16 protein-coding genes and 2 riboswitches are annotated in these 18,833 nt (G+C 62.1%); of the genes, 8 read left to right on the top strand and 8 right to left on the bottom strand.

From position 1 onward, the window contains the following. Positions 1–94 precede the first annotated feature (94 nt). Positions 95–1,231 (bottom strand): glycine cleavage system aminomethyltransferase GcvT, encoded by a 1,137-nt coding sequence (gene gcvT / locus ISG32_RS08285; protein WP_194770550.1) that lies wholly within the window; start codon positions 1,229–1,231, stop codon positions 95–97. A gap of 58 nt (positions 1,232–1,289) precedes the next feature. Further along, positions 1,290–1,403: riboswitch (glycine riboswitch) on the bottom strand. 14 nt (positions 1,404–1,417) lie between these two features. Beyond that, a riboswitch (glycine riboswitch) is annotated at positions 1,418–1,517 on the bottom strand. 687 nt (positions 1,518–2,204) lie between these two features. Here gcvT and ISG32_RS08280 point away from each other — a divergent pair. Beyond that, positions 2,205–2,858, top strand: a complete 654-nt coding sequence (locus tag ISG32_RS08280; RefSeq protein WP_194770549.1) for a hypothetical protein — start codon at positions 2,205–2,207, stop codon at positions 2,856–2,858. A gap of 22 nt (positions 2,859–2,880) precedes the next feature. Here the strand turns inward: ISG32_RS08280 and ISG32_RS08275 are convergent, their stop codons facing one another. Genes ISG32_RS08275 through ISG32_RS08260 form a run of 4 tightly spaced genes read right to left on the bottom strand, consistent with a single transcriptional unit; the run spans position 2,881 to position 6,408 of the window. Then, complete coding sequence (locus ISG32_RS08275; RefSeq protein WP_194770548.1) at positions 2,881–3,717, bottom strand: glycosyltransferase; 837 nt, start codon at positions 3,715–3,717, stop codon at positions 2,881–2,883. After that, positions 3,714–4,886: a glycosyltransferase gene (locus tag ISG32_RS08270; protein WP_194770547.1), complete on the bottom strand. Its 1,173-nt coding sequence runs from the start codon at positions 4,884–4,886 to the stop codon at positions 3,714–3,716. The genes ISG32_RS08275 and ISG32_RS08270 overlap by 4 nt, the downstream gene beginning before the upstream one ends. Next, the gene (locus tag ISG32_RS08265; protein ID WP_194770546.1) at positions 4,883–5,611 is read right to left on the bottom strand and encodes a hypothetical protein; all 729 of its coding nucleotides are present in this window, start codon (positions 5,609–5,611) and stop codon (positions 4,883–4,885) included. Before ISG32_RS08265 ends, ISG32_RS08270 begins: the two co-directional genes overlap by 4 nt. Continuing rightward, positions 5,608–6,408, bottom strand: coding sequence for a galactosyltransferase-related protein (locus tag ISG32_RS08260; protein ID WP_194770545.1), 801 nt, complete (start codon positions 6,406–6,408; stop codon positions 5,608–5,610). The genes ISG32_RS08265 and ISG32_RS08260 overlap by 4 nt, the downstream gene beginning before the upstream one ends. Positions 6,409–6,496: 88 nt before the next feature. Between ISG32_RS08260 and ISG32_RS08255 the strand changes: the two genes are divergently transcribed. Beyond that, positions 6,497–7,288, top strand: coding sequence for a glycosyltransferase family 2 protein (locus tag ISG32_RS08255; RefSeq protein WP_194770544.1), 792 nt, complete (start codon positions 6,497–6,499; stop codon positions 7,286–7,288). A gap of 51 nt (positions 7,289–7,339) precedes the next feature. On the opposite strand, the gene ISG32_RS08250 is transcribed toward ISG32_RS08255, so the two are convergent. Together ISG32_RS08250 and ISG32_RS08245 are read right to left on the bottom strand one after the other, a co-directional pair. Then, on the bottom strand, positions 7,340–8,947 hold the full coding sequence (locus ISG32_RS08250) for an Ig-like domain-containing protein (RefSeq protein ID WP_194770995.1): 1,608 nt from the start codon (positions 8,945–8,947) through the stop codon (positions 7,340–7,342). Positions 8,948–9,116: 169 nt separating this feature from the next. After that, positions 9,117–10,034, bottom strand: a complete 918-nt coding sequence (locus ISG32_RS08245) for a LysR family transcriptional regulator (RefSeq protein WP_194770543.1) — start codon at positions 10,032–10,034, stop codon at positions 9,117–9,119. A gap of 120 nt (positions 10,035–10,154) precedes the next feature. Here ISG32_RS08245 and ISG32_RS08240 point away from each other — a divergent pair, with 120 nt between their 5' ends. Then, the gene (locus ISG32_RS08240) at positions 10,155–11,054 is read left to right on the top strand and encodes an MBL fold metallo-hydrolase (protein WP_194770542.1); all 900 of its coding nucleotides are present in this window, start codon (positions 10,155–10,157) and stop codon (positions 11,052–11,054) included. 58 nt (positions 11,055–11,112) lie between these two features. Further along, complete coding sequence (locus ISG32_RS08235; RefSeq protein ID WP_194770541.1) at positions 11,113–12,081, top strand: META domain-containing protein; 969 nt, start codon at positions 11,113–11,115, stop codon at positions 12,079–12,081. Position 12,082: 1 nt separating this feature from the next. On the opposite strand, the gene ISG32_RS08230 is transcribed toward ISG32_RS08235, so the two are convergent. After that, positions 12,083–13,417 carry an MmgE/PrpD family protein gene (locus tag ISG32_RS08230; RefSeq protein WP_194770540.1) on the bottom strand — a complete coding sequence of 445 codons (1,335 nt, stop codon included), beginning with the start codon at positions 13,415–13,417 and terminating at the stop codon, positions 12,083–12,085. A 214-nt stretch (positions 13,418–13,631) separates the two neighbouring features. Between ISG32_RS08230 and ISG32_RS08225 the strand changes: the two genes are divergently transcribed. Genes ISG32_RS08225 through ISG32_RS08210 form a run of 4 tightly spaced genes read left to right on the top strand, consistent with a single transcriptional unit; the run spans position 13,632 to position 18,824 of the window. Next, positions 13,632–14,789, top strand: a complete 1,158-nt coding sequence (locus tag ISG32_RS08225) for an acyl-CoA dehydrogenase family protein (protein WP_194770539.1) — start codon at positions 13,632–13,634, stop codon at positions 14,787–14,789. Positions 14,790–14,826: 37 nt separating this feature from the next. Then, complete coding sequence (locus tag ISG32_RS08220; RefSeq protein ID WP_194770538.1) at positions 14,827–15,801, top strand: Bug family tripartite tricarboxylate transporter substrate binding protein; 975 nt, start codon at positions 14,827–14,829, stop codon at positions 15,799–15,801. A gap of 5 nt (positions 15,802–15,806) precedes the next feature. After that, on the top strand, positions 15,807–17,915 hold the full coding sequence (locus ISG32_RS08215) for an acetate--CoA ligase family protein (protein WP_194770537.1): 2,109 nt from the start codon (positions 15,807–15,809) through the stop codon (positions 17,913–17,915). Positions 17,916–17,945: 30 nt separating this feature from the next. Further along, on the top strand, positions 17,946–18,824 hold the full coding sequence (locus ISG32_RS08210; RefSeq protein WP_194770536.1) for an alpha/beta fold hydrolase: 879 nt from the start codon (positions 17,946–17,948) through the stop codon (positions 18,822–18,824). Positions 18,825–18,833: the final 9 nt, after the last annotated feature.

Here is an 18,833-nt window from a genome sequence, read left to right as displayed (position 1 = left end):
GGTCAGCACGCAATGTAGCCGGGAATTGAGGCGGATTTGCGAACCGACGGTCTCTGGCAGTCGATCAACGGCATGGCACGGCAGGCTGCCGTGTTCAGCCGCGGAAGTAGTTGGTGGGCACGAAAGGCGTGGCGCTCACCACCATCGGCACCTGCTTGCCACGCACGATGGCGAACAGTTCGGTGCCGTTGGCCGCGTATTCGGGCTTCACGTAGCCGAGCGCGACCGGCTGGTTCAGCGTGGGGCTCAGCAGTCCGCTGGTGATGTGGCCGATCTTTTCGCCGGCCGCGTTCTGCAGCTCTGCGGGCTCGCGCACCGGAATGCGCTCCTTGGCGATCAGGCCGACGCGCTTTTGCGCCAGCGAGCCGGGCTGGTCGATCTGCGAGAGGATTCTGGTTGCGCCAGGGAAGCCACCCGCGCGCTCGCCGCCGGTGCGGCGCACCTTCTGGATCGCCCAGTTCAGCACGGCTTCAGGTGGCGTGGTGGTGGTGTCGATGTCGTTGCCGTAGAGGCATAGACCCGCCTCCAGACGCAGCGAATTGCGCGCGCCGAGGCCAATGGGCTTGACCTCTTCCTGCTTGAGCAGGGCGCGGGCGAATTCATCGGTGCGGCTTTCGTGTACCGAGATTTCGAAGCCATCCTCGCCGGTGTAGCCGCTGCGGGTGATGAACAGGTCAGCGCCGTTCCAGTTGAATTCGCCGCCCGTCATGAACACCAGTTTCTCGACGCCGGGCAGCAGGCGTGACAGAACGGCCGCCGCCTTCGGGCCCTGCAGCGCGAGCAGGCCGCGCTCGGGCATGGGAATGACCTCGCAGCGCGAGCCAATGCGCTCGATGATGTGCGCGATGTCGCCCACTTTGCACGCGCCGTTGACGATCACGAAGATGTCCTTGCCGCGATTGAAGAACATCAGGTCGTCGATGATGCCGCCGTCGTCATTGAGCAGCAGGCCATAGCGCTGCTTGCCCACGCCGAGGCCGATCACGTCGACGGGCATCAGGGTTTCGAAGGCAGCTGCCGCATCCGCGCCGACCAGACGCAGCTGGCCCATGTGCGAGACGTCAAACAGGCCCGCCGCACTGCGGGTGTGGTTGTGCTCGGCCATCAGACCGGCGGGGTACTGCACCGGCATCGAGTAACCGGCGAACGGCACCATCTTGGCACCGAGTTCGATGTGCAGCGCGTTGAGTGGAGTCGTGAGCAGGGGCGTGGCAGGCGAGGGCGCGGACATGTTTTTCAAACTCCAAGGCAAATGATCCGGACGACCGACGCCATGACGTCGATCGTGGTTTTGCCCTGCTGTCCGCTTTACCTGAGAGATTCATCGCGCGCAAGAAACGCTGCGACTTGCTCCTTCGGTGGATCAGAAAACCGTGTCCTGATCTCTCTCCAGCTGGGGGAACGCCCGCATCCCTGCGGGCGGCTGCCAGTCCTTTTGCCTGAGCGTTCGGTGTCTGCCTGCGCCTTCGGCGGCCCGCGCAATCGGCTGATGGCGGGCTCTCTCCTGACAAGACGTGGAGTATATCTCCGAAGACGAATGTCCGGCGGTTCCGGATGATGGAAATCGCCCGCTTCGGGCGCGTGCAGCGGAAGGTGCTTCACTGCAGGGCCCGCTGCCGCCGTGGCTGCATCACAATGCGGCAGACGACCTGTGATGATGTCGGCGCGAGCGCCAAAGGGGAATTCCATGAAGTTGTCGAAGCTGCCCACCAGAGTCCGCCTTGCCGCCAGTCTGGGGCTGTCGCTGATGCTCGCCAGTGGCGCGTTGGCTTTTCAGGTGTTGCCCAAGGTCAGCGACGTGGACCGGAAGATCACCGCCGTGGGAAGCAACCCCGTGCTGGACTATCTGGGCCAATGGTTCGTCGGATCGGCCATACCCATTATGAAAGCACCTGTGCACGAATCCATCACGCTTGCAGCGCTGGGTTGCAATGCCGCAAGCGGTGCGGAAGCCAGTTGCGTGACCGTGGACGCGGTGAGGACGCATCGCATCCTGCTGTACGGCGTGCGCTGGCCTGATGATCCGCCGTTCCTGCTCAACCGCCGCTCGCCGCCCCGCATCAAGGGCTGTGACGTCGACATCACGTTGCCGCTCCACATCGCAACCCGCATGCTGGTGGGGATTGTTCAAGGACGCGGGAGCGCAAGCCAAAACCAGTTCCCGATCGCATCCCAAGGCACCGGCATTCGGTCCGGGTACCTACATGCTCTATCGCTCTCACTACGGCGACCTGCAGTTCATGCACGCCATGGGCGCTTACGACGGAGAGACAGCCGGCGAAACCGTGGACCGCATGAAGATGTGGGCCGAGTTCCTGTGGGGCGTGGCCGTGGGAAAGACGCCGACAGGCGTTTTCATTCGCGAACTCAACCATCCTGATCTGGCCGCATATTTTCCAGGCGACCTCACCGCCACCAATCTGTTTGCCACCGGCATCGTCGAGGTGCGCAAAGACCTCGATCAGGTCGCCATGGGGGCGCTGCTGCACATGGTGCAGGACAGCTTCTCGCAGGCGCACACCGAACGCGGGCTCGAAAGCGGCGCGCAATGTGGCAACACGGGATTCGACAAACCGGGGCAGATCCAGCGCTTTCACAGCTACGCCCAACAATCCAGCACATCGCATGACACTGAAGACACCTCCAAGGCGCTTGCGCTGCACACCATGCAGATCAGCCCCAGCGCGGTGGACGTCAGCCGTGCTTTTCTGGCCCTGTGGAAGGAGAAAAAGAGCTGGATGGAAGTCAGCGAATTTTTTGACTGCGTCTTCGACGTCAAAGATCGCAGCGTGGAAGCCGACGCCGGCCCTTACGTTGCGCCGCCTCGCGGGTCGTCACCGGAAAGACTGGATCCATGAAAACTGGCGGGATTCAGTGCAGCTACAAAAACTGCCGAGCCAACGAAGCGTAGGTGCCAGAACTGTGCCGCACGTAGTGCTCATCCAGCAGTCCCGCATGGAAATGCGTAAAGTCCGTACGCTCCTTGTCCCACCACAGATGGGCCCACAGATGAATGCTCATCAGCTGCTCGGGCACGGGGGCTGCATTTTCGAACAGCGCACGGATGCCGGTCTGACTGAAGCCGAAGTGATAGAACCACTGGTGCGGCGCCACTTGCAGTTGCCCGGGCATCTGCTGCCACAGTCTTGCGGCCAACTGGCAGGAATGCTTGCTCCAGGTACCATCGAAAACCCGGTTCGCTGTGCTTGCCCATTGCTCGATAAAGGCACTTTGCGGTTGCGCGAAAATCACCGCATTGCACAGCGATGGCCGTAGCACGCCGTTGTCGGCCCGCGTGGCGTCTTCTTCGCCCAGTACGCAAGGCGTGGTGTAGAGAAAATCAGGATACGGTTCGACAAAGAGCGTATCCATGTCGGCATACACGCCACCTTCGCGCGCCAGAATCGCCAAGCGGATGAAGTCGGCCTCATGCGCATAGCTGTGGCCCAGTCTTGCAATCAGGCGGCCTTCGTCGTGCTTGCTGTAGAGCGCCTGCGTGAATCCTTCTGCGTTGGCCTCGTCAATGCTGCGCAGCGTCACGCGGGTCTTGATGCGGTCCCACAGCGGGCCATGCGGTTCATTGCGCAGATGAACGATCAGCTCGTCGGGCTGGTTGACCGCCAGACACGACGCCAGGCACAGGTAGTGCACAAGATGGAAGGGCTCCAACTGCGGGCGCAGGCCAAAGATGAAATGAAAGCGTTTGAAAGGTTTCATGCCAACGACTCCTGCATCTTCAGTCGCTCATTCACGCGTTGCACAAACGCGGCTTCGGACAGGTGGTTGGTGGCACGCCACTGGATCATGGTTCGCCTGGCGCTTTCGTCGAAAACGTGGTCGTAGGCATCGGCCAAGGCTTGCGCCAGCGCTTCAGGCGATGCATATCCCTGCCAATCCATGCCAAACCATTCTTCAAGGTCTTTGCGGGCTGGCGCGACGACGGCATTGCCCGCGTCAACGGCGTCCATCACGCGCAGGCCCAATCCATCACCGTGGTTCGCGACGAGCAGCACCTGCGCACTGGCGCGCAACAGGTCTTCGCCATCGCCGTTGAGGTGCTGGTTGAGCAGAATCACGCCTGTGTGCTGGGCGTCCTTTAGCTGCTCTTCGATCCAACTTGCGGACTCCACGAATCCGGTCGGTGTGTTGAACTGCGGCGGGCAGTGCAGGATCAGCGAAACATCAATATCCAAGCGCTTGCCGAAGGCCTGTTCCCACGCACCAAGCATGTGGCCGCAATCCTGTACTGCGTGGCTATCGAGCGAGCAGAGAAAAACGAAGCTTTCCGCCGTCACATCCAACGAGGATTGAAATGCATCCAACCTCTGCTGATCGATGTTGCAGCTTGCACGGTGCAGGCGGATCGGTGGCATCACGGCCAGATTCAGGGCGGGGTTGACTTCATGCAATGCCTCAGCCCAATGCCCATCGGGCAACCAGATTTCGTCGCATGTCGCGCACAGGCGCGCCAGTGTTGAAAGCGGCCAGTGGATACTTCGCTCCAGATACGCGATGCGCCGGTGCGGGCCGTCCACAAGCAGCGGCGCCCACCACTCGGGCGGCGTCATGGCAAGCATCACTTCGGCGTTGTCGGCGTCACCGTCGTCAATGCGCGTGCTGCGAAAGAGCGCAGTCAAATCTGCAAGGCGCGTATCGTGCTGCGCCATGCTTTCGATGGTCGACATCGTCAACTCAACCGGTGCCTGTGCCTGCCTACCACTGAGCAGCGACGTGGGGGCCTGCAGAATCTGCCATTGCACCGGCATGTCAGCGTTCACCAGCGCGCGCACCTGGCGCACGGCAAGCCATGACAGATCCGTCTGCACCGACGGTTCGCGCGGATCCAGGAAGCTGATGATGCGCAGGGTCTGTGAAGGCGTCATCATGCTGCCATCACCCCATGGTGGTGGGTGATGATGTCCGGCTGCACATGGATGTCAAAGCCCAACTCCCGCAACTGGCGACAGACCCAATAGTCCTCAGACAGATAGACGCCATTGACCACCCCGACCTGGAACACGTCATACATCAGCGCGTCATCCGCGAAATCGCCCCTCAGCGTCTTTTTGGAGGGTGTGTATACGCCGCCTTCTTCAATGGCCTTGCTCACCAGTGCCGCCACGGCCTTGCGGCTGAGCAGCAGCGCGGCGGTGCCGATGTGTTCCACCAGCATCTGCTCGCCTGCCTCGCCTACGCAGCGCCCCACATTGAACATGCGCTGGCCCCGCTCATCGCGACCTTTGAGCGCGACGGGCGCACCAATCACATCGCGCTGCTGTGCGAGCATGTGTTTGAGAGACTCCGGCGGCAAGCTCACATCGGCGTCGAGAAACAGCAGGTGCGTGTAAGCCTCGTTCATCCAGAACAACGAGAGCACCGTGTTTCTGGCGCGAGTAATCAAACTTTCATTGCCGATGGTGGTCAGTGTGTAGCCAATGCCTTCCCGCTGGTAGGCCAGCAGCGAATTGAGGTAATCCACATGCACCATGCCGCCATAGGCGGGTGTGCCGATCATCACATGCGGTTCGCTTGCCTGTGGCGCAGTGGCGACCGGGCGCGGCGCAGGTGTCGTTGGGGTAGCGATGGATTTGCTGCGACGTTGGATGGTCATTGTGCGGACTCCCGCGGACGATATTTCTCCGAGTAGCCCATGACTTGGCGCTGAACCTCGGCCATTCGGGCCAGTTGCGCATCGCTGCACTGGCGAATGCTCTGGAGCACTGCCACATTGCGCTGGTACTGCGCTTGATCGATGTGTGCAGTCGCCCGTGGGTGCCAAAGATGCAATGCGGTTCCCGCCTGCACAACGACCTGCATCTGGGCGCGCTGCAGTTTGACCGACATGGCGTCATCTTCGCCCCCCCAGCCGACAAAGCGCTCGTCCCAACCGCCAATATGGAAAAACGCATCACTGCGGATCGCAAACATGCCACCGCACAAAGGCAATTGCTCTCCGATGGCCTCACGCCCAGGCTTGCCAGACGGGCTTGACGGGGGCTCCACGCCGTAGTGGCCCTGGTGCACCCGTGCACTTTCAGCCTCTGTCAAATCGCGTACATCGTCGTACGGTTTGGCTATGGGCGCCTGTTGCGCGCAGGCATCTATGATGCTGCGCAGGCTGCCGGGCACGATCAGGTCCGCATCGGTAAACACCAGTACTGGCGTGCGCGCCATGCATGCGACCACATTCAATCCCCAGGCTTTGTTGAAGCCGTGCGGGTTGTACGCAAATTGCACTTGATGCTCGGGATGTGGCAACGTGCCCGTAAGGCGCGGATAGCTGTCTTGCTCGATGACCAGCAATTTTGCCGCGGGAGCTTCAGCTGCCAGCCATTGCACCGTGGTCAGCAGATTTTTGCGTCGCTCGGGACTGCTCTCCCGGTAGGTCATCAGTATGGTGGCATTCATCTGTCGTACTTGTTTTTGCAAAGGCTCGCCGACAATCGCTGTGGATGGAAGATATTACTATCCATAGTCAGTTATACGAGCGAGATTTATGCATATCAGTTGCTTGATGGTGACCCAGGCGTCCCGCTTTGATTCGGTGCGACTTGCAGTGGCCGATTTTTGTGCGCAAACCTACGCCACGTGCGATCTGCTGATCGTTCACGATGGCGATGAAGTCTTTGACAACGCGCTGGCGCAATGGATCGCAACGGCTCCAGTCTGCTCTGCCGCACGCCAGCGCATCGCCGTGCACCGCTTGCCTGGCGGGCAATCGCTCGGAGCGCTTCGCAACCAGTCCGTGCAACGGGCCAGGGGGGAGCTGATCTGCCAATGGGATGACGACGATCGCTACCATCCCCAACGCCTGGCGCTGCAGGCGGACAAGCTGCGTACAGCGGATGCTGACTTCTGCTTTCTCAGCGACCAATTGCATGGCTTTGTGAAAGCTAAAACACTGTGCTGGGACGATTGGGATCGGGAGACCTATCCGCTCAACTTTGTGCAAGGGACGCTCTTGGGCAAACGCGCCAGGATGCCGCTCTACCCGGAGATTGCGCGTGGCGAAGACACGGGACTGAGCCTTGATATTCTCGCGGCGGGGCACCGCATCACGCGCTTGCGGCACCATGGCTGGTGCTATATCTACAACTACCATGGCTCCAATGTGTGGGACGAGCGGCACCATCAGGCCATATCGCAGGCCAAGCGCATGCCGCTGGCGTTTGTCGTGGGCAAATCCAAAATCTGGCGTGCGCGCCTTGCCGAATATGCAGATCTGCCGACCTACCACAGCTTCCTCGCGGGAAATACGCAGCTACCGCTCATTGCGCAGCAATACTGACCGCACATCACCAGACACTGAACCGGAGTTCAGGGCCTGGCACAAAAGCGCTTACTGCTCGTCTTGCGGCTTGACATCGCGGCGGCGCCGTCTCGTGGTCAGCGCGGCAACTCCTGCCACCAATGCTGACAATCCGGCCAAGCCTGCAACGTCCATCGTCGGCACTGCTTGTACATCGGCTGGCCCAGCTGGCGGTGGTGGAGGCGGTGGCCCAGCTGGAGGTGGCGGCGGTGGCGGTGGCGGTGCAGCCGTCACATTGAGGCGCACAGTAACCGGCGGATAGGTTCCCAGCGGGCTGTCGTTGCTGTCAAATTCAGTCAGGGTGTAAGTGAACTCATCCAGACCGGAGTAGCTTGAGTCAGCCGTGTAGATGTAGCTGCCATCCGGGTTAAACGTCAGTGTTCCGTGCAACGGCGCTTTCACTTGCAGGAACCTGCCCTTGGCCATCTGGTTCAAGTCATCGTTTGCAGTCACCACCGCACGGAGCGGCGTACCGGCAACAGCGGACGCTGAGTCATCTTTCAGGCGCGAGACGGGGGTGATTGTCACCGTAGCGAACGTATTCACCACCACAAGGGTGTTGGCGCTGTTGCGCCCCTGTTGGCGCTGCCAGTATGTGAACGAATCCGGTATTCCGAAGAATCCCGGCTTAGGCGTGTAATAGAACTCTCCAGCAAGGTTGCTGCCACTGGCGTTGGTGCCAAACACAAAAGTCTGGGCATGGCTAGGCTCCACGGTAACTGTGAGCGTCGTGGTCAGGTCAGAGTACTGCGCCGGGTCCAGGTACTCGTCGTTCAGTGTCACGTCCTCCAGCACATGCGAGCCGGGATAGATGCCATAGGAGTCGTCCCATGCGTGTCCACTCTGCCCGGGTTGTGCAGCGGGTGCAGGAGGCTTGACTGGCGCAGGGGCGGGGACTACCTGAAACGTCACCACGGCGGCGGAGTTTGCCCGCGGGTACTGCGGATTCGGGGTCGTGGTTCCAAGCGAGTAGACGGCTGAATCCTTGCCCGTAAATCCGGGGTTGGGAACGTAGAGAAAGCTCGCGGTGGAGAGGTCAATAACCGTGTTCGGTGGATTCAGATTGATGACCCGACCATTGGCGGGTTGCTCCAGAAATTGGAAGCTAGTGATGGTGTTTGAGAAGGTGTCGTTGGGTTGCGGCTGAAACACATAAGGCCGACTTGCCGGTATTCCCGAATAGCTGTCAGCCATTGCATTGACCTGAGTGTTGTTCTGGGCGTTCACATACAGCGTAACCGAAGCCGATGAATCAGCGCTGTTTCCAACCAGTCGATATGGGAAAATGTGGTACCCAAAATGGTTCTGAGGGTTGGTGCCTAGTTGAGATGTGTCGATCCTGAAATCACCCTTGGCCGGATCTGTGAACACGAGATCGGGTGAGTCTGATACGAAGCTCTGTTGTCCGACGGTAAAGTCGTCGTTCGTGCCAACGCTACCGGTGACTACACTGCCAAACTCACCAACGGCCCAATCGGGATTGGCCTGATACGCATGGACAGAAGTCCAGCCACTGGAAGCCATTACGCCCAAAGCCAGCAGCGCTCCGGGCGAGACTCTGCGCACTGACTGACGACTGGATGCACCAGACGATCCTTGTTGAGACGACTCCAAAAGGCGGGTTGCTGGTTCAGACATATCAATCTATCTAATTTAGTAACCAAAGTTTCAAATTGCAATCAATTCGGCCATTCGCAGCATAGTGTCACGCAATCAATGGTGGTTTGCCAATACCTTATGTTGCATAAGGCTAAATTTATTAACTTTTGAGGCACTCCACTCAAACCATATGACCCGAACTCCAACCCTATTTCCGCTGTGCTGCCAGCCATTCGCCATCGTTCTGGAACCAGTGCACCAGGAAATCCAGCATGGTGCGCAGGGTGGCCGGTTGTCGGTCGCGGGACAGGTAGATGCCATACACGCCAAGGTCCTGTGGCACCTGCATGGGAAGCAGTTCGATCAGCGCGCCGCTTAGCAGGTGCGGCGCGGCGCTGTAGCGTGGTTGCAGGCTGATGCCGGCTCCGTGCAGCGTGGCCTGGAGCAGGGCCAGCGAGTCGTCGGCCACCAGGTTTCCCGATACGGCGACGGCCTGTGCGGGCTGTCCGGCGCGGGCTTCGAAGCGCCACCAGTTGCGGTCGTGATAGGAGTAGGCAAGGCAGTTGTGCTGCGACAGCTCCGCCACTGTGCTTGGCGTGCCGCGGCGTTGCAGATAGCTCGGTGCGGCGCAGACCACTGACTGACAGGTGGCGAGGGGGCGGGCGATCATCGATGTTTCCAGCTCACCGGTGATGCGCAGCGCCAGATCGATGCGCTCCTCCACCAGATTCACAGCGCGGTAGCTCAGATGCAGGTCCACGGTGGTGTGGGGATGCTGCTGAAGGTAGCCTGCCACGGCAGCGGCCACGCTGGCCTGTGCGAGTGATGGCGCGCAGGCCAGGCGCAGGCTGCCGCGTGGCTCATCGATTTCCAGATCCGCCGCGCCGTGCATCTGGGCTGAGAGCATGAGCAGCTGCTGGCTGCGTGCGAGCGTGGCTTCGCCGGCGGTAGTCAGGCTCAGGCGTCGTGTCGTGCGGTGCAACAGGCGGGCGCCGGCCCAGGCTTCCATTTCGGCGAGATAGCGGGTGACCATGGCGCGGGACATGTCCAGCACTTCGGCGGCAGCGGCCATGCTGCCTCGTTCTACGACGGTCACGAACACTTCGGCGGCTCTGATGCGGTCCATGGTGTGTCTTTCATTGAATCGATTCATGCAACTATCCATTGCGCATGAATGGCTATTTAAGTGATTTTACGCAACTTAGACTGATGCTTTCAGCATATACAACCATTCAAGGATCACTTCATGCAGCGTCGCACCTTCACCGCAGTCTCCATTGCAGCACTCACGGGCCTGTGCACCGTCTGGGGCAGCGCACAGGCTGCATCGCAGCTCAAGCTGCAGGTCTACAACCCCGGCACGCAATCGATGTTCGCGGTGTCGTCGGAGCTCGTGACTGGCGCGCGCGAGGCCATCCTGATCGATGCCCAGTTTCAGAAGAACGATGCGCAGAAACTGGTTGCGCTAATCAAGGCCAGCGGCAAGAAGCTCACCACCATCTACATCAGCCACAGCGACCCGGATTTCTACTTCGGACTTGATACATTGCAGGCGGCCTTTCCCGATGCCCGCATCGTCGCCACGCCGCAGACCGTGGCCGCCATCGAGGCATCCAAGGACGGCAAGCTGGCCTTCTGGGGGCCGATGCTCAAGGACAACGCACCGCAGAAGATCGTGGTGCCGAAGGTGCTGAACACCGACCATCTGCTGCTGGAGGGCCAGCGCCTTGCGATCAAGGGTTTGACAGGCCAGCAGCCCGAGCGCAGCTATGTCTGGATTCCCGGCTTGCGCGCCGTGGTGGGCGGTGTGGTGGTGAGCGCCAATGCCCATGTGTGGATGGCCGACACGCAGACGCCCGAATCACGCGCAGAGTGGCAGAAAACGCTGGACGACATCGCAGCACTGCAGCCGCGCACCGTGGTTCCCGGTCACTATCTGCTCAAGGACGGCAAGGCGCCGAAGGGGCTGGAGTCGGTGCGCTTCACGGCCGACTATCTCACGCATTTCGAGCGCGCATCCGCACAGACAAATGACTCGCAGGAACTGATCGCCGCGATGAAGCAACGCTACCCCGGCCTGTCCGGGGAGGATGGTCTGGTGCTCGGTGCCAAGGTCGTCAAGGGCGAGATGAAATGGCCGCAGTAAGGGTGTGAAGTGATGATCGGCGAGAATTCTGGGTGTTCACGTTCAGGAACTCGTCGACATGAACTTTGGATCGTTTCTTCTGCGCATTCCGGCGTCTCGCCTCGTGCTTGCAACGGCGGCATTGGCGGCACTGATGGGAGCGCGCGGTCATGCAGCGGAGCGCGTGCTTGAAATCTCGATCACGGAAGCGTTATCCGTGCCGGAAAGGTTGGCTGCCTATCGATGGAATTTCATCAAAGCTGAAACGGCACAGGGGCAGCCGCTTGATGAGATACGCCAGCCTGAGGATTGGCCGGTGACACTGGAAATGGGCTTTGCCGATGCGGGCCATCGCGGAATGAGTGTCTGCAATTCGATCAATTGGAAATACACCTTGACGGGTGAAAGCGGCATTCGCTTCGACAATTTCCATTCCACACTGAAAGGATGCGGTCGTGCAGACGGAAAAGTGCCATCAGAGGGCAATGATGTGATGAGTCTGGAGCAGCGCGTGAAGGCGAGGCTGCCGCAAGTCCGGAGCTTCACACTGAGTCTCGCAAAGGGCTCCACGCCGCCGTTGTTGACGCTCTCTTTTGAAGACGGATCGCGCTGGAACTTCGATGGAACACCAACGGAGCGGACCAAGTACGGCGATGACAGGACTCAGGTGGTGATCGAGGTGGAGGCCGCTCGCCAGCGTTGCGCGAAACAGGGCCCCGAGTCTCGGCAGGAATGCATACGAGTGCGTGAAGTGCGGTGGGACGAACCGGATCGCACAGACCCGATGAAGAACGCGAACATGAAGGAACTCAGCCTTGGCATCAAGGAGATGTTCAAGGGGGAGATCGACTGGAAAAGCGCTCACGACTTCAGCTATGCAGGTCCTTGGCAACTGCTGCGGGCGGATGCCATCGACTATTTCAAACCCGCCGAAGGTTCGCATACGCTGGAGTATGCGAACAAATACCGGTTGCACAAGCAGCCGAGCGGAATGCCAGACTTTGCATACACCCACGTTGGCCGGATGTTCCCGCGCTCGACTCCGTAGTTCAGCACATCGCCGACAGATCCCCCGCGCCATCGATCCGCCACAGTGCGGCAGACAGCGCCGCGCTGCGCTCGCCGCCCAGCACCGGCACGGCCAGTTCGATGAACTTGTCGTTCAGTTCCGTATCGGTGAGCGGCATGTCAGGGTCGCCCTTTCGGGTGGGTTGCAGCATCGAATGCTCCTTGCCGTCGCGCGTGATGAGTGTGACGCGGGCCGAGCGCTGGCCGGGGAATTTGCTGTCCGCCGTCGGGTCGACCTGCAGTTCGATGCGTGACATCAGCGCGCGGATGGCGGGGGAGGCGAGGCGCTCCGGCGCGAAGGCGGCGAGGCGCACGCTGCCGTGGATCAGCGCGGTGGCCACTACGAACGGGATGCTGAAGCGCGCTTCGGGAGCCGTCGTCGGATGGGCGTTCCCGGCCACGGCGAGGGCTGGCGAGTAGGTGGCGATGATGATGCGTTCGATGTCGTGTGCCGCGATGCCGTGCTCCTGCTGCAGCGTGAGCGCGCCGTCGATGGGCGCGAAGGTGTGGCCGCAGCAGGCGTGGTTCTTGAAGGTCATCGAGTTGATGTTGAACTGCGTGTGCAGATCATCGAGCGCGTGGGTCCAGTCGGGAGCGTTGCTCATGGCTGCTCCCAATCCCACTTCGCCTTCGAACACATCGAGCGACGAAATCACGCCCTGCTGCGCCATCAGCGCGGCGGTGACGCCGGCCTCCGCCGCGCGGCCCGAGTGCAATGGTTTGGCCAGCGAATCCATCTTGAAGGCCTGCTGAAGTCCTGCCGCGAAGGTGGCGGAGAGGGCGATGGCGTTCGCGGTCTGCGCGGCGTCCAGACCCAGCAGATAGGCCGCCGCGGTGGCCGCGCCGAAGGTGCCGACGGTGCCGGTGTTGTGCCAATGCCTGTAGTGCGTGCGGCCCAGGGTGCGGCCGATGCGGGTGGAGGTTTCGTACCCGGCGATGGAGGCCTTGAGGAACTCCAGACCGTTCACGTTCAGCGCCTGACCGACGGCCATCGCCGCCGAGAACGTGGGTGCGCCGGGGTGGTAGATGGCCTCGCGGTAGATGTCGTCGACTTCGGCGGTGTGCGAGGCCGTGCCGTTGATGAGCGCGGCGGCGCGCGTCGATGCGGCGCGGCCGAGCGGCAGGCGGGCCTTGCCCTGGTCGAGTTCGAGCGCGAGCGACTTTTCCACCATCGGCGTGGGTGCCATCGGGTAGCCCGCGAGCAGCGCGCCGTACCAGTCGACCAGCGCGCGTCTGGCATGGTGCAGCACGACATCGCTCACGGCGGCGGTATGGAAATCGGCGGTGTACTGGCCTAGCTTTTCGCTGACGAACATGATGGTCTGGTTCCGAAAAAGAGTGGGAGTTTTTGTCTCTGCAGTTTGCAGGAATGCCCCGATCATCAAGGGAAACGCCCGCGAGCGGGAAGACGAGTTGTCATTTAGATATGTGATTTGGTTATTTCTGGCGGCGTAACGGGAAGAACTGGAAGCGGTGTGGTGACCGCATCATCCAGCCATCGAACCACACACCGCTTTGAGGCAACCGAAAATGGATTTCACACTCTCCCAGGAACATCAGGAATTCGCGGACAGCGTCGCGCGCTTCGCCAAGGACAAGCTGGCGCCCGGCGCGCTGGAGCGTGCCCATTCTCCGCACTATCCATGGGAAACGGCCCAACTGCTGGCCGAGCAAGGTCTGCTGGGCATCACCTTCCCTGAAGAAGACGGCGGCCAGGGCGGCACGCTGATGCACGCGGTGCTGGCGATCCAGCAGGTCGCGCTGCATTGCCCCAAGAGCGCGGACATCGTGCAGGCGGGCAACTTCGGCCCGATCCGCACCTTTGTCGAGTACGCCTCCGCCGAGCAGAAGCAGCGTTTTCTGCCCGATCTGCTGGCTGGAAAAAAACTCATCTCTTTGGGCATGACCGAACCGGATGCGGGCTCTGCCGTGACCGAGCTGAAGACCAGCGCGACGGCCGATGGCGACGATTTCATCATCAACGGCAGCAAGGTGTTTTCCACCCACAGTCCGGAAGCCGAGCTGTTCCTGATCTACGTGCGCTTCGGCCCTGGCGTGGGCGGCATCGGCTCGGTGCTGATCGAAAAGGGCACGCCCGGCTTTGAAGTGGGCAAGCCGTCGAACTTCATGAACGGCGAGCAGTGGTCGCAGCTGTATTTCGAGAACTGCCGCATTCCGAAGGAAAACGTGCTGCTCGGCGCAGGCGGATTCAAGAAGCAGATTTCGGGCTTCAATGTCGAGCGCCTGGGCAACTCTTCGCGTGCGCTGGCGCTCGGCCGCTACGCGTTCAATCATGCCCGCGAGCACGCGCTGACCCGCAAGCAGTTTGGCCGCGAACTCTGCGAGTTCCAGGGCCTGCAGTGGAAGTTCGCCGAGATGTGGATGAAGCTCGAGCAGGCGCAGCTGCTGCTCTACAAGGCCGCACTGGAAGGCGAGCACGGCCTGCCGAGCGCGCAGAGCACGGCCATGGCCAAGCTCGCCTGCAACATGGCGGGTTGGGATGTTTCCAACGACGCACTGCAGGTGATGGGCGGCATGGGCTTCAGCCAGGAAGCGCTGATCGAGTACTGCGTGCGCCGCACACGCGGCTGGATGATCGCGGGCGGCTCCATCGAAATCCTCAAGAACCGCATCGCCGAGGGCGTGTTCGAGCGCACCTTCCCGCAGCGCGCAGCCAAGGCGCAATAAGCGCATCGCATTCACTTTTGACGGAGACAAGACCATCATGCAACGCAGAATCGCAACCCTTGCCATCGCTTCGCTGTGCGCGCTGAGCTTCTCGGGCGCTCACGCATCGGAGACAGACAGCTACCCATCGCGTCCGGTGAAGATCATCGTCGGCTTCCAGGCGGGTGGCCCCACCGACGTGGCCGCGCGGCTGGTGGCGCGCGCGCTGTCCGAGGAGCTCAAGGGCTCCTTCATCGTCGAGAACAAGCCTGGCGCGACGAGCAACATCGCCTCCGAAATGGTGGCTGGCGCCAAGCCTGATGGCTACACGCTGCTGATCGCCGCGTCTCCGCTGACGATGAACAAATTCGTGTTCCCGCAGCAGCGCTTTGATCCGATCAAGAGCTTCGAGCCGGTCTCCAAGATCTCGTCCGCGCCCGGCGTTCTGGCGGTGAGCCCCAATCTGGCGGCCAAGAACTGGAAGGAATTCGAGGCGCTCGCCAAGAAGAAGGCCGATGGTCTGTCCTACGGCAGCACGGGGCAGGGCGGCACGCAGCACATGGCGATGCTGCGGCTGGAGCAGCTCACCGGCATCAAGATGGTCCACGTGCCCTACGGCGGAACGACCGGGGTGATCAACGACCTGATGGGCAGCGTGATCGACGTGGCCTTCATGACGTCGACTGGCGCGATGCCGAATCTGGAATCCGGCAAGGTGCGCCCCATCGCCATCGCGGGGCCTCAGCGTCTGCAGGGGCTGCCGAACGTGCCGACGTTCAAGGAGCTCGGCGTGCCCGAGATGAAGTCGGACTCGTGGAACGCGCTGCTCGCGCCGGCGGGAACGCCCAAGGTCATCGTCGACAAGCTGGCCGCCGTGGTCCAGAAGGCGGTGAAGTCCAAGATCTTCAAGGACACGCTGATTCCGCAGGGTTCGGTTTTGATCGGCAATTCTCCGCAAGAATTCAAGGCTGAACTGAACGAGGAAGTGGCCTTCTGGGCCGACCAGTTCAAGAAGGCCAACATCGGGAACTGATTTCAATGTCGAGCAACAGCAAAAATTCAAACCGATCCAAGGACTCCGACCTGTGCAAGGCGCTGCTGTATCCGGCCAGCGTCGCGCTGGTCGGTGCATCGGACGACACCAAAAAGACCGGTGGCCGCCCCCAGCAATTCCTGCGCCGCGCGGGTTTTGCGGGCAAGGTCTATCCGATCAACCCCAACCGCGCCGAGGTGCAGGGCGAGCAGGCGTGGCCCTCGCTCGCGGCGCTGCCCGAAGTGCCCGACACCGTCTTCGTGCTGTCGCCCACCGACACCGTGGTCGACACGGTGCGCGAATGCGCGCGGCTCGGCGTGAAGCTGGTCGTGATTCTGGCCAGCGGCTTTTCCGAGACCGGCCCCGAGGGCGCGGCGCGCGAGGAAGCGCTGCGGCAGATCGCCGAAGACACCGGCATCCGCTTGCTCGGCCCGAGCAGTCTCGGGGTGGTCAATCCGTCCAACGGGCTGATGCTGACGGCCAACGCAGCCTTCGCGGAGCCCGACATGCCCACGGGCAACGTGTTCGTCGCATCGCACAGCGGCAGCATGATCGGCGCGCTGGTGTCGCGCGGCAAGGCGCGCGGCGTGGGTTTTGCGGGTTTGGTCTCGGTCGGCAGCGAGGTGGACCTGAGCGTCGGCGAGATCTGCATGGCCACGCTCGATGATCCGAAGATCGAGGGCTATGTGCTGTTTCTCGAAAGCCTGCACCATGGCGACAAGCTCAAGGCCTTTGCCCGCGAGGCTGCGCTGCGCGGCAAGCCGGTGGTGGCCTACAAGCTGGGGCGCTCCAGCGCTGCGGCGGAAATGTCGGCCACGCATACCGGCGCGCTCGCGGGCGAGGATGACATCGCCGATGCCTTCCTCAAGGATCTGGGCGTCGTGCGCGTGGAAATGCTGGAGACGCTGTTCGAGGTGATGCCGCTCGCGAAGAAGCTGCCGCTGGCGCGCAAGACAAGCAAGCGCGTCGGCGTGGTGACCACGACCGGCGGCGGTGCCGCGATGGTGGTGGACCAGCTTGGCATCCGCGACGTAACGGTCGAGTCGGTCTCGCCCGAAACGCTCGCGAAACTGCAGGCCGCCGACATCCCCGGAACCGCTGGCCGCGTGCTCGACCTGACGCTGGCGGGCACCAAGTACGAGGTGATGAAGAAGGCGCTCGACATTCTTCTCGAGGCCCCGGAGTTCGATCTGGTGGTCGCGGTCGTGGGCTCGTCCGCGCGCTTCAACCCGGACTTGGCCGTCAAGCCGATCATCGACAGTGCGGATCACGACAAGCCGCTTCTCGCCATGCTCGTGCCCGATGCGCCGAATGCCCTCGCGCAGCTGACGGAGGCGCGGATTCCGTGCTTTCGCACGCCTGAGGCCTGCGCCGATGCCATCGCGTCGGTGTTTGCGCGCCGCCAGCCGGGGCAGGGCGCGACGGCCGGGCAGGTGGTCGACGCCCGTTCGCTCAAGGAGTCGGATGCCTACGCGCTGCTCGATGAGCTGAACGTGCCGCACGCGCCCGCCGCGACGTTCGCGATGGATGCGATGGGCGCGATGAACACGGCATCGGCGGAATTGCCGTTTGCCTTTCCCGTCGTCGCCAAGGTCTGCTCCGCGCAGATTCCGCACAAGACCGAGGTTGGCGGCGTGGTGCTCGGCATCCAGAACGCAGAACAACTCGCGCAGGCCTTTGGCACGCTCAGGAAGAACCTGACCGAGCGCGCGCCGGGCATTGCCTGCAACGAGGTGCTGGTGCAGCCCATGCGCAAGGGGCTGACCGAGGTGCTCGTGGGCTATCGCGTCGATGTGGACGCGGGGCCGATCATCATGCTCGCGGCCGGAGGCATCTGGGCCGAGGTGATGAAGGATCGCAGCATTCGCCTGGCGCCGGTGAGCGTGGAGGTGGCGCGCGAGATGATCGGCGAGGTCCGCATGCTGCAGACCGTGGCGGGACTGCGCGGCACGAAGAAGGGCGATCTGGAGGCGCTGGCGCAGACCATCGCCAACCTGTCCCAGCTCGCCGTGCGCCCGGAACTCAGGGTCAGCGAGGCCGAGGTCAATCCGCTCATGGTCATGCCCGAAGGCGAGGGCGTGCTCGCGGTGGATGCCTTGATTCTGCAGGCCTGATCCGCCAAAGGTGCGTTGAAAGTGCATTGCATGAGTGAACAAGAAGCCGGGCACATCGAACATGTCGAACACGTCGAGCGCATCCCCCAAGCCGTGCGCGCGTTGCAGGCCACGGCGCGCCTGCATGTTACGCAGCACGCGGGCTGCAGCGTGCAATGGCGCGAGTGGGGCGACCCGCAGGGCGTGCCGCTGGTCGCGCTGCACGGCGGCCACGGGACATGGCTGCACTGGGTGCGCAACGTGGCCACGTTGGCGGACCGCTATCGCGTACTGCTGCCGGACATGCCGGGTTTTGGCGATTCGGATGACTTCGATCTGCCCGCACGCGATCCGGCGCGGCTCGATCTGCTCGTGCAGACGGTGCAGCACGGTGTGGAAGACCTGTTGGGCAAGCTGCCGTTTCATCTGATGGGCTTCTCGTTCGGTGGTCTGATCGCTGCGAAGGTCGCGCAGCGCATGCCCCAGATCCGCACGCTCACGCTGCTCGGCAGTGCGGGCCACGGCCTGCGGCGCGCGAGTGAGGTGGCGATGCGCAACTGGCGCGAGTTCGACGGCGAAGAGCGCGCGCTGGTGCTCAAGGAGAATCTCGAGGCCTTCATGCTCGCGGGCGAGGCCGATGCGGATGCCTGCTGGATCCACGAGCAGTCGTGCGAGAAAACGCGCTTTTACAGCAAGACCTATTCGCACAAGCCCCTGCTGACCCACGTTCTGCCCGACGTGCAGGCACCGATGCTGCTGCTCTGGGGCGAGCGCGACGTGACCGCCGAGCCGGTGAAGGCTGCGGAGTTTCTCGCGCAGAGCCGCCCGGAGCGCGAATGGATGGTGATCCCGAACGCGGGGCACTGGGTGCAGTACGACGCCGCCTCCACCGTCAACGTGCTGCTCCACTCCTGGCTCGCGCAGCGCTGAAACCCGGAG

Source organism: Diaphorobacter caeni (assembly GCF_015354245.1).
Lineage (GTDB): Bacteria > Pseudomonadota > Gammaproteobacteria > Burkholderiales > Burkholderiaceae_C > Diaphorobacter_A > Diaphorobacter_A caeni.
Note: the sequence above shows the minus strand (reverse complement) of the source record. Positions and strands in the feature narration are given on the sequence as shown.

Excerpts from the sequence above, each read along its gene's own strand:
- gcvT (WP_194770550.1), bottom strand. The coding sequence starts at position 1,231 with ATGTCCGCGCCCTCGCCTGCCACGCCCCTGCTCACGACTCCACTCAAC.
- ISG32_RS08280 (WP_194770549.1), top strand. The coding sequence starts at position 2,205 with ATGCTCTATCGCTCTCACTACGGCGACCTGCAGTTCATGCACGCCATG.
- ISG32_RS08275 (WP_194770548.1), bottom strand. The coding sequence starts at position 3,717 with ATGAAACCTTTCAAACGCTTTCATTTCATCTTTGGCCTGCGCCCGCAG.
- ISG32_RS08270 (WP_194770547.1), bottom strand. The coding sequence starts at position 4,886 with ATGATGACGCCTTCACAGACCCTGCGCATCATCAGCTTCCTGGATCCG.
- ISG32_RS08265 (WP_194770546.1), bottom strand. The coding sequence starts at position 5,611 with ATGACCATCCAACGTCGCAGCAAATCCATCGCTACCCCAACGACACCT.
- ISG32_RS08260 (WP_194770545.1), bottom strand. The coding sequence starts at position 6,408 with ATGAATGCCACCATACTGATGACCTACCGGGAGAGCAGTCCCGAGCGA.
- ISG32_RS08255 (WP_194770544.1), top strand. The coding sequence starts at position 6,497 with ATGCATATCAGTTGCTTGATGGTGACCCAGGCGTCCCGCTTTGATTCG.
- ISG32_RS08250 (WP_194770995.1), bottom strand. The coding sequence starts at position 8,947 with ATGTCTGAACCAGCAACCCGCCTTTTGGAGTCGTCTCAACAAGGATCG.
- ISG32_RS08245 (WP_194770543.1), bottom strand. The coding sequence starts at position 10,034 with ATGGACCGCATCAGAGCCGCCGAAGTGTTCGTGACCGTCGTAGAACGA.
- ISG32_RS08240 (WP_194770542.1), top strand. The coding sequence starts at position 10,155 with ATGCAGCGTCGCACCTTCACCGCAGTCTCCATTGCAGCACTCACGGGC.
- ISG32_RS08235 (WP_194770541.1), top strand. The coding sequence starts at position 11,113 with ATGAACTTTGGATCGTTTCTTCTGCGCATTCCGGCGTCTCGCCTCGTG.
- ISG32_RS08230 (WP_194770540.1), bottom strand. The coding sequence starts at position 13,417 with ATGTTCGTCAGCGAAAAGCTAGGCCAGTACACCGCCGATTTCCATACC.
- ISG32_RS08225 (WP_194770539.1), top strand. The coding sequence starts at position 13,632 with ATGGATTTCACACTCTCCCAGGAACATCAGGAATTCGCGGACAGCGTC.
- ISG32_RS08220 (WP_194770538.1), top strand. The coding sequence starts at position 14,827 with ATGCAACGCAGAATCGCAACCCTTGCCATCGCTTCGCTGTGCGCGCTG.
- ISG32_RS08215 (WP_194770537.1), top strand. The coding sequence starts at position 15,807 with ATGTCGAGCAACAGCAAAAATTCAAACCGATCCAAGGACTCCGACCTG.
- ISG32_RS08210 (WP_194770536.1), top strand. The coding sequence starts at position 17,946 with ATGAGTGAACAAGAAGCCGGGCACATCGAACATGTCGAACACGTCGAG.